At 40.8% G+C, this 12,724-nt stretch carries 11 protein-coding genes; 3 read left to right on the top strand and 8 right to left on the bottom strand.

From position 1 onward, the window contains the following. The first annotated feature begins 97 nt into the window (after positions 1 to 97). Both ACJYYY_RS03545 and ACJYYY_RS03540 read left to right on the top strand, forming a co-directional pair. Complete coding sequence (locus ACJYYY_RS03545; RefSeq protein WP_035314717.1) at positions 98 to 700, top strand: nitroreductase family protein; 603 nt, start codon at positions 98 to 100, stop codon at positions 698 to 700. Positions 701 to 827: 127 nt separating this feature from the next. Continuing rightward, the gene (locus ACJYYY_RS03540) at positions 828 to 1,205 is read left to right on the top strand and encodes a hypothetical protein (RefSeq protein ID WP_156921181.1); all 378 of its coding nucleotides are present in this window, start codon (positions 828 to 830) and stop codon (positions 1,203 to 1,205) included. 123 nt (positions 1,206 to 1,328) lie between these two features. On the opposite strand, the gene pheT is transcribed toward ACJYYY_RS03540, so the two are convergent. The 5 genes from pheT to ACJYYY_RS03515 form a co-directional block, all read right to left on the bottom strand. Next, positions 1,329 to 3,737, bottom strand: coding sequence for a phenylalanine--tRNA ligase subunit beta (pheT, locus tag ACJYYY_RS03535; RefSeq protein ID WP_408869112.1), 2,409 nt, complete (start codon positions 3,735 to 3,737; stop codon positions 1,329 to 1,331). 13 nt (positions 3,738 to 3,750) lie between these two features. Next, entirely contained in the window at positions 3,751 to 4,794 is a 1,044-nt protein-coding gene (gene pheS / locus ACJYYY_RS03530; protein WP_035314721.1) for a phenylalanine--tRNA ligase subunit alpha, read from the bottom strand. 315 nt (positions 4,795 to 5,109) lie between these two features. Further along, on the bottom strand, positions 5,110 to 5,457 hold the full coding sequence (locus ACJYYY_RS03525; RefSeq protein ID WP_035314722.1) for a helix-turn-helix domain-containing protein: 348 nt from the start codon (positions 5,455 to 5,457) through the stop codon (positions 5,110 to 5,112). Positions 5,458 to 5,563: 106 nt separating this feature from the next. Beyond that, the gene (locus tag ACJYYY_RS03520; protein ID WP_035314724.1) at positions 5,564 to 6,025 is read right to left on the bottom strand and encodes a dUTP diphosphatase; all 462 of its coding nucleotides are present in this window, start codon (positions 6,023 to 6,025) and stop codon (positions 5,564 to 5,566) included. 2 nt (positions 6,026 to 6,027) lie between these two features. Beyond that, positions 6,028 to 6,810: an RNA methyltransferase gene (locus ACJYYY_RS03515; protein WP_035314726.1), complete on the bottom strand. Its 783-nt coding sequence runs from the start codon at positions 6,808 to 6,810 to the stop codon at positions 6,028 to 6,030. A gap of 146 nt (positions 6,811 to 6,956) precedes the next feature. Between ACJYYY_RS03515 and ACJYYY_RS03510 the strand changes: the two genes are divergently transcribed. Further along, positions 6,957 to 7,331 carry a hypothetical protein gene (locus ACJYYY_RS03510; RefSeq protein ID WP_035314728.1) on the top strand — a complete coding sequence of 125 codons (375 nt, stop codon included), beginning with the start codon at positions 6,957 to 6,959 and terminating at the stop codon, positions 7,329 to 7,331. A 528-nt stretch (positions 7,332 to 7,859) separates the two neighbouring features. Here ACJYYY_RS03510 and fni read toward each other — a convergent pair. The 3 genes from fni to ACJYYY_RS03495 form a co-directional block, all read right to left on the bottom strand. Continuing rightward, the gene (gene fni, locus ACJYYY_RS03505; RefSeq protein WP_035314730.1) at positions 7,860 to 8,933 is read right to left on the bottom strand and encodes a type 2 isopentenyl-diphosphate Delta-isomerase; all 1,074 of its coding nucleotides are present in this window, start codon (positions 8,931 to 8,933) and stop codon (positions 7,860 to 7,862) included. Between the two features lie 10 nt (positions 8,934 to 8,943). Further along, positions 8,944 to 11,100 carry a DNA topoisomerase III gene (locus ACJYYY_RS03500; RefSeq protein ID WP_035314731.1) on the bottom strand — a complete coding sequence of 719 codons (2,157 nt, stop codon included), beginning with the start codon at positions 11,098 to 11,100 and terminating at the stop codon, positions 8,944 to 8,946. A 159-nt stretch (positions 11,101 to 11,259) separates the two neighbouring features. Beyond that, positions 11,260 to 12,717: a DUF6270 domain-containing protein gene (locus ACJYYY_RS03495; protein WP_035314732.1), complete on the bottom strand. Its 1,458-nt coding sequence runs from the start codon at positions 12,715 to 12,717 to the stop codon at positions 11,260 to 11,262. Positions 12,718 to 12,724: the final 7 nt, after the last annotated feature.

The raw sequence follows: 12,724 nt of genomic DNA, 5'->3' as shown, positions 1-12,724 counted from the left end.
CAAAAAAAGTTAACTTTTTCACTTTACATATCAAAAGATAGGAGCTATACTATTGTAAGTAGATAACGCTATCACATAAAAAAGGGGATTACTTAACATGTCTAACTTATTTTTAGAAGCATCTCAAAAACGTCGTTCAATCTATGCATTGGATACGAACACCAACTTATCAAACGCACAAATTACTGAAACAATTCAAGCTGCTATTGCTCACTCACCTTCTGCTTTCAACTCACAAACAACTAAAGCGGTTGTATTATATGGTGACGAAAGTGCTAAATTATGGGCAATCGTTTTAGAAGCGTTACGTAAAGTAACTCCTGCTGAAGCATTTGCTGCAACTGAAGGTAAAATTGCTTCCTTTAACGCTGGTGTTGGGACCGTTCTTTTCTTTGAAGACACTAGCATTGTCTCTGGCTTACAAGCTGGTTTTCCATTATACGCAGATAACTTCCCATTATGGTCAGAACAATCTGCTGGGATTGCTGCTTTTGCAGTTTGGACAGCTCTTGCTCAAGAAAACATCGGTGGTTCATTACAACATTATTCTAACCTAATTGAAGATGAAGTAAAAGCTGCTTGGGAACTTCCTGCTGAATGGCGCTTAACTGCTCAAATGCCAATCGGAAACATTGCAGCACCTGCTGGCGATAAAGAATTTGCACCAATTGCTGAACGAGTTCTTGTTTTTGGTGAATAAAGAACGAAAGTGACTGCAACCCGTTAGAAGTAAGCAACTTGGAAGGGAAATGTGAGCGATTATTCACCGTCGCAATCATTTTCCTGAAAGTTGAAAGTTTCTGGTTGATGGAACTGGAAGAACAAAAGTGACAGCAGCTCGTTCAACTTCGAAGATATTGGAAGGGAAAAGGTCTGCGACTATTTGCCGTCGCTGCCTTTTAGCTGAAATATCCCAGAAGTTAGCTGATGGAACTGGAGGAACGAAAGTGACACTAGCTCGTTCAACTTCGAAGATATTGGAAGGGAAAAGGTCTGCGACTATTTCCCGTCGCTGCCTTTTAGCTGAAATATCCCAGAAGTTAGCTGATGGAACTGGAAGAACAAAAGTGACAGCAGCTCGTTCAACTTCGAAGATATTGGAAGGGAAAAGGTCTGCGACTATTTGCCGTCGCTGCCTTTTAGCTGAAATATCACAGAAGTTAGCTGATGGAACTGGAGGAACGAAAGTGACTGCAACCCGTTAGAAGTATGCAACAATCATTTAGAACAGCGTATCGGCACTACTATCGAGACGCTGTTTTTGTTTTGCAACGAAAAAAAGCGTCCCTCAGATGGGACGCTTTTTTCACAAGGAAAACCTTATGCTCTTATCGAATTTCAGCACCAATTGCCACCAAGGCAGCCACAATCTTATCGTAAGATGCGCTAACTTCTTCATCTGTTAACGTGCGACTTGGATCAAAATAAGTTAAATTATAAGCCATCGATTTTTTATCAGCGCCCATTTTTTCATTGACGAAGACATCAAATAAGACGATGTGTTTCAACAAGCTGCCACCATTATCACGAATGATTGTTTCTAACGTCGCATTGCTGATTTCGCTATCGACTAACACCGCAATGTCACGGTGACTTTCAGGGAAACGTGGCATATCATAATACTGTTTTTCTACCGTATCAGCAGCTAATAACTGTTGAAGATTAAGCTCAAATACATACGTTTCTGGTAAATCTAGTCGTGTTGCTTCTGATGGGTGTAATTGACCCACAAAACCGATTTCATCCTCACCTAAGAAGATTGCTGCTGCGCGGCCTGGGTGTAGTTGTGGACGTTTTGTCGCTTCAAACCGTAAGGCTGTTGTTAAACCAAGTGAGGCAACAATCGCTTCAATTATCCCTTTCACATCAAAGAAATCAACGGGACGGGCAAGTTTTAACCATGGTGTTGATTCCGCTAGACCAGTCACCGCACCTGCTAAATGTTCTTCTTCGGTCGGACGGTCTGTATCATTACCATAAAAGACACGGGCAATTTCATAAAAGGCAACGTCTGATTGACGACGGGCAACATTATATGCGACAACATCAAGTAAACCAGCAATTAAACTCGTACGTAAATGCGATCGTTCTTCACTCATTGGCATGGCTAATTTGGTTAATGCTGTTTCTTTTAACGCTAAGTAACCCGCTTTCTCTGCTGTTTCTAACCCGTAAGTAATCGCTTGATAATAGCCATTACCTTCGAGTAAGTGACGCATTTCGCGTGTTTTTTGTTGGCTGTAACTTAATTTACCTGGTGTTGCTTCGCCTTTTGGCAACGTTGATGGTAATTTATCATAACCATAAATACGGCCAACTTCTTCAAGTAAATCCGCTTCAATTGAAATGTCCGGACGACGCGATGGCACTTTTACCATAAAGCGATCGCCTTCATTTGTTGTTTCAAATTGGAGGCGACTGAAACTTGTTGCTACATCAGCTGCGGTCATGTCTGTCCCTAACACATGGTTAACTCGTTTAACATCTAATGGCAAGGTTACATTAAAGGCTTCACGATAATCAAGTGTTAACGGTTCAGCTAAGATGGTCGCATCGGCTAACTCAACCAGTAAGGCAAGTGCATGCTGACGAGCTTGCTCTGCAATAAAATAATCCATTCCTTTTTCATACCGCATGCTAGCTTCGCTACGGATACCGACAGCCTTCGCAGACAAACGTGTAACTGTTGGTTGGAATAAAGCTGTTTCAAGCGCTACTCGTGTTGTTTTAGCAGTCACTTCACTGTCTAATCCCCCCATGATACCCGCAATCGCAATCGGTGTTTCATTGCTTGTAATCACTAGGTTTGTCGCTGTTAATTGACGTTCTGATCCATCTAAGGTTGTCAATTTTTCGGCGTCATGCGCTCGACGTACCGTAATATCATTGCCAGCTAACGTATCAAAATCAAAGGCATGTAACGGTTGACCGTATGTCAACAAAATATAGTTGGTAATATCGACAACATTGTTATGCGGACGAATGCCCGCTTTCATCAACTTCAGTTGTAACCAGAGTGGTGATTCTTTAATGACGACGTTTTCAGCGATTGCAATGCTGTAATATGGAACATCGGTTGTATCGGCAACTGCAATCGATAGTAATTCATCGGTTTTTTGATCAGCTACGGCAGTAATTTCAGGAATGTTAACAAGCGGTTTTTCGCCAATGATTGCGCCTACTTCATACGCAACTCCTCGCATACTCAAGGCATCTGAACGGTTTGGTGTAATCCCTAAATCTAAAATCGGATCATTTAAGGCAAGTAATTCTAAAACATCTGTTCCAGGAGCTGGCTTGTCAGCAAAGACATAAATCCCTTCAGCATATGCCTTTGGCACAACCTTACCGTCGAACCCTAGTTCTTGTAAGGCACAAATCATCCCATTTGAGACTTCACCACGTAATTTAGCTTTTTTAATTTTAATGCCGCCTGGTAAACGAGCACCCGGTAAGGCCACAATCACAGCTTGACCAACAGCCACGTTTGGCGCCCCGCAGACAATTTCAGCTAAGTCTGTTTCACCGACATCAATTGTTAATTTATGCAATTTTTCAGCATTAGGATGTTGCTCACAAGTGATAACATGACCAACAACGATTTTTTTTAAACCGTCAGCAAAACTAAACACATCTTCGACTTCAATACCAGTACGGGAAATGACTTCACCTAAGGCTTTCGCTTCTTGATTTAAGTTGGGTAAGTATTCTTTTAACCATTTATATGATACAAACATGTATGTTTCCTCCTTAGTCTTTCACTTTGAATTGTTGTAAAAAGCGGACATCATTCGTGTAGAAATGACGAATATCATCAACGCCATATTTCAACATTGCAATCCGGTCTGGTCCCATCCCAAAGGCAAAACCACCATAAATTGACGAATCAATTCCTGCCATTTCTAATACGTTCGGATGTACCATACCGGCACCTAATACTTCAATCCAACCGGTTCCTTTGCAGACGTTACAGCCAGCGCCACCACATTTGAAACATGAGATATCCATTTCAACTGATGGTTCTGTGAATGGGAAAAACGATGGGCGTAAACGGATTTCACGTTCTTCACCGAACATCTTTTTAGCAAAGGCTGTCAATGTACCTTTTAAATCAGCCATTGTGACATGTTTATCAATCACTAACCCTTCAATTTGTGTGAACTGATGTGAATGGGTCGCATCATCGCTGTCTCGGCGATACACTTTACCAGGACAAACAATTTTAATTGGTCCAGTGGAAAAATCATGTTTTTCCATGGTACGGGCTTGGACTGGTGATGTATGTGTACGCAAAAGAACTTCATCAGTAATATAGAATGTATCTTGCATGTCGCGCGCTGGATGATCCTTTGGTAAGTTTAGCATTTCAAAGTTATAGTGATCTTGTTCAACTTCTGGGCCTTCTACAACACTGTAGCCCATCCCAATAAAGAGGTCTTCGAGTTGCTCAACGACCTGTGTTAAAAGATGCGTTGTGCCTGTTTGAACGGCACGACTTGGCAAAGTGACATCAATGCTTTCATGTGCCAATTGTGCTTCGATTTTAGCGGACTCGAGTGCTTGATGTTTTTCTTCCATTGCCGCATTAATCGCTTCGCGTACTTCATTAGCAACTTTTCCCATCAACGGACGTTCTTCGTTTGAGAGCTTACCCATCCCTTTCATAATTTCAGTCATCGGTCCTTTTTTACCTAAAAATTTTACGCGGACATCGTTTAACTGACCTAAATCAACAACGTTTGTAATCGCAACAATGACTTCTTCTTTTAAACTTCTTAATTTATCAATACTCATCGTAATCCTCCTTTAATTGTTTGAACCTGTGGACAAAATAAAAAACCCCGTCTCCAAAAAGGGACGAGGTTCAGCGCGGTACCACCCTAATAAAAGAGCAGAAGGCCCTTTCACTTCATTAAGATAACGGCTGTTGATAGACAACCGGCTAACTTTACACATGCTGTGGTCCCGTTAGCGACTCCAGAGTTGAACGGCTTGTGTGTTGCTGTATGAGAGTAGTCTCAGTCTTGCTACTCCTTCCTGTCATCTTTCACACACACCTTATGCTCTTTCATAGTCTGTTTATTTAACTGTGTCTTAATTATACGGTGTTTAACCGTTATTTTCAACTGTTGTCTGTGGAATTTCAATCCATTTTTCGGCCCATTCATGAATATCTTTGGTCGCTTTTTGTAAATCCTTACCTTTTTGCGTCAAAACATATTCAATCCGTACCGGTGTTTCTGGATAAACTTTACGTTCAACTATTCCTTTTGCTTCAAGTTCTTTTAACCGTTCAGCTAGAACACGATCACTCATGTTCGGAATGAGTTCTGAAATTTCTTTAAAACGACGGCAGTCTGCGTTAAGTAACACTTCAATGATGAGTCCGGTCCAACGTTTACCAATTAATTGATAAGCTTCTTCAAACCTTGGGCATAATTTTTCTGAAGTAATCATCGTTACATTCACCTCGTCTCTCTATTTTACTATATTATAGCACCCAGTCGTAATGTTAGCCACTATCTAAATCTACATCACTTGTTTTTTGTAAGTAGTGTAAAACTTATAGACCTGAACTACCGATGCCACCATTACGTTGCTCGTTTAAGGTCAGATCGTTATCGGCAACAAAGTATTTTTTAAAAATACCTTGGGCAATTCGTTCACCCGCTTCAATCGTTACCGCTTCAGCGGAATGATTCACGAGACAAATACCAATGTTGCCATAATTACCAGCATTGGCATAGTATGAAGCATCAATAATCCCAACCGTATTTGCGAGCGTAAGATGACGTTTAATACCAATCGACGATCGCACATACATTTCAAGTACTTCGTCATCGAGCATGTAGGCACAGACGTCTGTCCAAAAAAGATGTTGTGCTCCGGGTGCGATAACAGCTGTTTCATTTGCACTAAAATCATAACCAGCTGAACGGGCATCTGCACGAACGGGCAGTGTAATTTGTGCTGCTTTAAATTTACGATGTTCCGTTGGAATGATTTCAAATCCTCTTGTTTTCATAGTTATCCCTGCTCTCTATCGTTATGGTCTGCTAAGTGATACGCTAAAATACCCGTCGCAACACCGACATTTAATGATTCTGATTTCCCATAAATGGGAATATAGATTTTTTCATCGAGTAACGCCATCACTTCTGGATTAATACCTTGGGCTTCATTTCCGACAACAAGTGCAACACGTTCAAGTGGTTCGATTTGATAATGACGTTTTGCTTTGGCATCAAGTAAGGCACCAAAAACAGGGATTTCAGCTGCTTGGATTGCTGGGATGAAAGTCGTTAAGTCAACCCCTGCCAAAACATTAATATGATAAAGACTGCCCTGCGTTGCACGGACGACTTTTGGGTTGTACATATCGCCACTACCCTTACCAAGGACGACCGTATCATAACCGGCCGCATCCGCTGTGCGAATAATCGTACCGATGTTCCCTGGATCTTGTACCTCGTCCATAATTAGTACAAAGTTCATATCATCGATGTTAGAGTGACTTTCAATCATCTCAATTTCAGCAAAAATCCCCTGCGTTGAATTCGTTTCTGCAAGCGCATCGGCTACCTGAGGTGTAACACTGAATTTAGCTAACATATCGACGTTCCAGTTTGTTGGGATTTTTGTGTCTTCTCGGACGATTAATGCTTTAATTGTTTGTTTAGCGAAAATGGCTTCTTCTATCAAATGAATACCTTCGACCAAGTAACTCCCACTGGCTTCGCGACCTTTTTTTGTTGCCAGTTTACGCCATTTTTTAATGCGGTCATTTTTAATTGATGTTATTTTTTCCATTGATTACACGTCCTTTTAGTTGAATACAATGCTTTAATTATAGCACATCTTATTATTTTTAATTAGTGTTATTATCAGTTACAATGAAGGTGATTAAGTCGCTGACTAACTCTAGAAACAGCTGACTTACGAAGAGAGGTGAAGTGATGAACGGCTTACTCCTGCTCACAACGGTTTTACTATTGTTTTTTTGCAGTTGGCTGCTCATAAAATATCTCAAAAGTGACAGTCGCCAACTCTTTATTGCGTCGCAAAAGCGCGAGTGGTACAGTTATCAAACAGTTGACAATGAGATTGTTTTTACTTGGCAAGGACGATTTTTCACCGCGCGTCCACAGCCGTTACAAGTGCACGATGACCACTTAGTGACGACTTATTTTATTACACCGTTTGACTACGAAAAACTAACTGGCTTAGATACCGCCGATGTTCGAATCATGACCGATTTGTTGGAAGAAAGTTATCCTCATTGTCATTTTCGTTGGGCCGATCCGTTGGCTACCCTTTTGATAGCTTTTTAAAACGAACATTTGATTAAGACCACTGACTTAAAGCGGCCCACAAAACACAAACACCCATCAGCGTTACTGATGGGTGTTTCAGACTGAAGATAAACGCTGTTCCAGGTCGTCAATGCCTCGCCTTCTCGGAGTCGAGTACCATCTGTACACTCACCTCTAAGGCTCGTGTTTCCTAGAACAAAAGAATTTAAAGCCGTTCTAAACGGCAGTGATTGGAGAAAATAACGTCTCGACTATTTCCCGTCGATGCGTTATTTTTGAAATCAACCAAGTTTAGGATTTAAATACGAGAGGATATAACAACGTTTCTTTTCGTTCAAGTCAGCTTGTAATCAAAGTCGTATCAAACTTCCTTGTCTTCTCAGTTGTTTGCTTCTAACAGGTTGATTTCACTTTCGTTTCTCCAGTTACATCAACCAGAAGTTTTCAACTTTCAGAAAAATGATTGCGACGGGAAATAAAGGCTGTAAAGAAAGTTCCAAGCTGTGTCAGAATTAAACGGAGCCAAAAGAACTTTCCTTCCTCCAGTTACATTAAGCGTTGGGCCAGTTGTTCCATTTTAACCCCACGTAACTCGCCCCATTCTTTGAGGCGACCATATGCGACAATTGGTACTTTTCGTAACTTAGATAAATTACGGGCATTCACCATTACCGCAATCATTTTCATTTGTAGTTTCCATTCTTCAACCCACTCGATCGTCGCCTCCACATCATGTTCTTTTAGATAAGCTAAAATCACACCGGCAATCCCGACTGCTTCTGCCCCAAGTGCTAAACATTTAATCGCATCCAGCGGGTGACGTACGCCACCAGAGGCAAAGTACGGCATATTCACATAATTTGGCGACTGAATCGCAATCAAAGACTGTGCAGTTGTTTGACCCCAGTCGTTAAAATAATCCCATTTTCCATCACGTCGACGCGCATTTTCGATGCGGGCAAAGTCAGTCCCACCTTTACCTGCTAGGTCAATAATATCGACATTGATATCGCGTAAGCGCATGATTGTTTTTCGAGCTAAACCGAAGCCCACTTCTTTCACAATCACAGGAACATTAACATGCTCTTTAATCGCCGCAATGTTTTCTAACCAATGATCAAAGTCACGTGACCCTTCTTTCATCACGAGTTCTTGGGCAACATTCACGTGAATTTGTAAGGCATCGGCTGCTAAAATATCAATAGCCTGCTGTGCCTGTATCGGTGATAAATCCGCGCTAATATTAGCAAACAATACACCCTCTGGATGATTTTTACGGACAATGCTATAACTTGAAGCCAGTTTAGGGTCACGAATTGCTGAATGCATCGAACCAACTGCCATCATCAGTCCTGTCGCTGCCGCTACTTCAGCTAATTGTCCATTTAATTTCTCAGTATGAGGGCTTCCACCAGTCATTGCATTAATATAAAGAGGGGTTTCAAACGCTAACCCCGCCACTTCACCAGCTAAATCAACATCGGCTAAATTTACCATTGGAATCGCATCATTAATCAGTTCTAATTCATCGAACTGTGACTGTAATTTCGTATTATGTTGCGACACCGCAAAATAAATATGTTCATCTTTACGACGTTGGCGTTCAATATTGTCGTTCATTTTCTTCCTCCTAATCGTTTAACTTCAACTTAGCAAGTGCTTCTGCTAACGGGTTATTAAACGGTTCATCATCCTGCCGTTGTTTTTTCATGTATTTGGCGACATCGCCTTTCGATACACGACCTTTTTTGTGTTTCTCAAATCGTTTATCCATCGCTTCTTGACTTTCACGATGACCACAAACACAAGAGTAGACTGCAGTTGAACCTTTGCCTCGTAGTTGTAATTTCTTCTTACATTCAGGACATCGCGCATTGGTCGTCCGTACCACGTTTTTCTTTGTACCACATTGTGGATCTGAACAAACGAGCATCTTCCCTTGTTTCGTTTTCACATCGAGCATAAACTTATCACAGGTTGGACATTTCGTCGCCGTTAAATTATCATGTTTATATTTCTTTTCACTTTTCTTAATATCGCTAATCACTTGTTGTGTGTAATTTTTCATCTCGGTAATAAATTGCCCTTTTGAATACTTCCCTTTTTCAATCTGCGCTAACTTTGTTTCCCAATCAGCTGTTAAATCTGGTGTTTTTAATTTTTGAGGTGCGAGATCAAGTAATTGACGCCCCTTCATTGTGACACGCAAGCCACCATTAACTTGTTCAACAACGTTCATCGCATACAGTTTTTCAATAATATCAGCCCGCGTTGCGACAGTTCCAATCCCACCGGTTTCTTTCAACGTTTTCGCTTTCTGAGAATCTTCAATTTGGAAGATTGTCGTCGGGTTTTCCATCGCCTTCAATAAGGTACCTTCATTTAAATAGGCTGGCGCTGTTGTGTGTCCCTCAGAAAGCGACAGTTTAGCAGCCGAATAACGCTCACCTTGTTTAAACGGTAACGCTTTAGCGTTTCCTTTTGTTTCATACAAGGCCTTAAAACCTAGCTCTGTCACAATCTGCTGTTTCGCTTTGAAAACATTGCCGTCAATCTCAGCTTCAATTACCTGCTCTGTATAGACGTGAGCTGGTAATAGAACACTCACAAATTTTTCAACAACTAAATTATAGATGGCCAATTCACGTGAACCCATTTTCAAGTAATTAGGGGCTTCTTCGGTTGGAATAATGGCATGATGATCAGATACCTTCGCATCGTTCACAAAGCTTTGATTCACCTTAAGTGGTTCACGTAAGACGGCTTTGACCTGCTCGCCAAACTTCGATTTACGGGCAGCCGTTAACCGTTCTTTTAAGGTTGGTACCACATCTTTTGAAATAAAGCGTGAATCCGTTCGTGGATAGGTTAATACCTTATGCGTTTCATAGAGCGATTGCATGATTTTTAACGTTTCTTTCGCTGAATATTTAAAGCGCTTATATGCATCTTGTTGCAAGGTTGTTAAATCATATAAGGCACCCGCATATTGTTTCTTTTCGCTATTTTTAACAGCTGTTATTTTGACCGGTTTCCCTTTGAGTTGTTGTGCTAATTGCTTAACGGTCGCCTCATCTTTAACACTTGTTTGTTGACCGTTATACCACTTGAAATGAGTGCCTTCAACCGTTAAATCCAATCCATAAAAAGGTGTGGATTTAAAACGGTTAATTTGATCCTGACGATGCGCAATCATTGCCAATGTCGGTGTTTGCACGCGACCACATGACAGTTGCGCATCATACTTTTTAGTTAAGGCACGGGTTGCATTGATCCCAACTAACCAATCCGCTTCTGACCGTGCAAGTGCTGCTTGATACAATGGTTCAAAGGCCTTCGCGTCACGGAGGTTATTAAATCCTTGTTTAATTGCTTGATTGGTCACGGAAGAAATCCAGAGTCGTTTAATCGTTTTATTTTTCAATTTACATTTTTCTAAAATCAGACGTGCCACTAGTTCACCTTCACGCCCAGCATCGGTCGCAATAATAACCTCATTCACATCATCGCGTTCGATTAGACGTTTAACCGCGTTGAATTGACTACTTGTTTGTTTAATGACAACTGTTTTCATTTGATTGGGAATAATTGGCAGTACCGCTAAATCCCATTCTTTATATTTATTATCGTATTGCTCTGGCTGTGCATTCGTTACCAAATGGCCTAACGCCCAAGTAACAATATATTTTGGTCCTTCAATTGATTGACGACTTGCGTTTGTCGCACCCATTACCCGTGCAATATCGCGGGCAACAGACGGTTTTTCTGCTAGAATAAGCGATTTCATTGTTTCCACCTACTTCGATTTTTTTTGGCTATTAATGGATGCCAAAGTCTCTCCCTATCTTATCATATTCACACGCGTTTCACACCACCACAAAAAAACACGTCGCGGCACTTATCGCTAATAAATGCGCCGACGTGCTATATCAGTTAAACGTAGCAGTTAGGCTTTCCATTTCGCCGTTAGTCTGCTTCGCCAGCTTTTTTTGCTATGCTCTCGCGTTGCTTTTGGTTCACCAATTGCATTCCACTTTGTAGCGGTGTTTTCTTTGAAGTTTAAAATGCGGTAATAACGTTGCATGTTTTCATCAATCTGTGTTTTTTTCGTCAACTCTTGCATACAACTATCACCCGTTCGTTTTGATACGGTTAAAAACCAGCCACTATTTTTTGTTGGATGATCTTCGATTGTCCGAGTTACCTTATCACTCATATAATACTCGCCAGTTGTATTAATCGCTTTCAAATCAATGGTGCCATCCAAATAAATTACTTCATCACCCAAGTCAGTTTTATTCCAATTGCTCTGGCCAAAACGAGTCACAATACGACGATACGATTCAATGTTCGTTTTCAACGATGCCCTTGTCAGTTCTTGAATAAAGTAACCACTTGCGGATTGCGGATGATTTTTGAGGAAGTAACCCGCTGCATCTCTTGTCGGCTTATCGATCATCTGCTCATATTGATGCATTGGAATGTAGTAATCCCCCCATTCACGAACATCAGCAAATGACTGGACATCATCACCAACTTTTTTACAGATACCTCCTGGTAACACTTCTTCCAATTTGAAATAGCCTCGTTCTTCCATCACTAACTTAATTAATTGTTGTTGGGCATCATCATAAAATGCCTGATTAAAATGGAGGTAAAACGGTCCCCATTCATTTTCAGCACTACTGTAATAACGCTCTTCATCAAACCGTAACGCCTTCACTTCCGGATACCTCGTGAGGAGGTATGTATCCATCTCCGTCCAAATATCATTCATGCGTTCTATCGTTGCCGCTGTTCTTTTCTTATCTTTGATGACAACAGATAAGTCTTCAAAACTTTTTGTGTCTGAGTTGAAATAACGATTGGTGAATTTTTTAGTGTTTAAGATAATGGTTGTTTCTGGTGATTCTTGCTTAATATAAGCCATAAAGCGATCAATGCTATCTTTCCAAAGTACAAGATAGCCTGCTCTATCCGTTAATGGATTAATAGCCGCCTTGACCTCTTGTTTGACAACCTTATTATAAAAGTCGATTTTTTGATACTGCCATTGTTTCCCAGACACATAGCTGCCATCCTGCAGTTCAATCACACCATAATACGTATCCATATAAAAATCTAACAGTAAGTAATCCTGCTCATTCGTCGCGATTTTTCGCAAAAACACCTTGGTTAAATCCTCTTTAAAACACTTTTTCACAAAGGGATTAACCTTGCCTTCAAGCTCTGCTGGAATTTTCCCCAATAATTCCTCTGATAACGGTTGTGACATTAAAGACACGACAGACATATGATACTGATCATTTGAAAATGCAAAGAAATCTTTGTAATCCCTCACGATTGAACTCTTAAATAAATCTCGACTGACACAAGCACCAAAACTAGTCATTTTTGGTAACAAGAAAATC

Source organism: Brochothrix campestris, assembly GCF_046058945.1.
Lineage (GTDB): Bacteria > Bacillota > Bacilli > Lactobacillales > Listeriaceae > Brochothrix > Brochothrix campestris.
Note: the sequence above shows the minus strand (reverse complement) of the source record. Positions and strands in the feature narration are given on the sequence as shown.

Bases quoted from the DNA above. Each gene is read 5' to 3' on its own strand.
- ACJYYY_RS03510 (WP_035314728.1), top strand. From the start codon at position 6,957: ATGAACGGCTTACTCCTGCTCACAACGGTTTTACTATTGTTTTTTTGC.
- ACJYYY_RS03500 (WP_035314731.1), bottom strand. From the start codon at position 11,100: ATGAAATCGCTTATTCTAGCAGAAAAACCGTCTGTTGCCCGCGATATT.
- ACJYYY_RS03520 (WP_035314724.1), bottom strand. From the start codon at position 6,025: ATGAAAACAAGAGGATTTGAAATCATTCCAACGGAACATCGTAAATTT.
- ACJYYY_RS03525 (WP_035314722.1), bottom strand. From the start codon at position 5,457: ATGATTACTTCAGAAAAATTATGCCCAAGGTTTGAAGAAGCTTATCAA.
- fni (WP_035314730.1), bottom strand. From the start codon at position 8,933: ATGAACGACAATATTGAACGCCAACGTCGTAAAGATGAACATATTTAT.
- pheT (WP_408869112.1), bottom strand. From the start codon at position 3,737: ATGTTTGTATCATATAAATGGTTAAAAGAATACTTACCCAACTTAAAT.
- ACJYYY_RS03545 (WP_035314717.1), top strand. From the start codon at position 98: ATGTCTAACTTATTTTTAGAAGCATCTCAAAAACGTCGTTCAATCTAT.
- ACJYYY_RS03515 (WP_035314726.1), bottom strand. From the start codon at position 6,810: ATGGAAAAAATAACATCAATTAAAAATGACCGCATTAAAAAATGGCGT.
- pheS (WP_035314721.1), bottom strand. From the start codon at position 4,794: ATGAGTATTGATAAATTAAGAAGTTTAAAAGAAGAAGTCATTGTTGCG.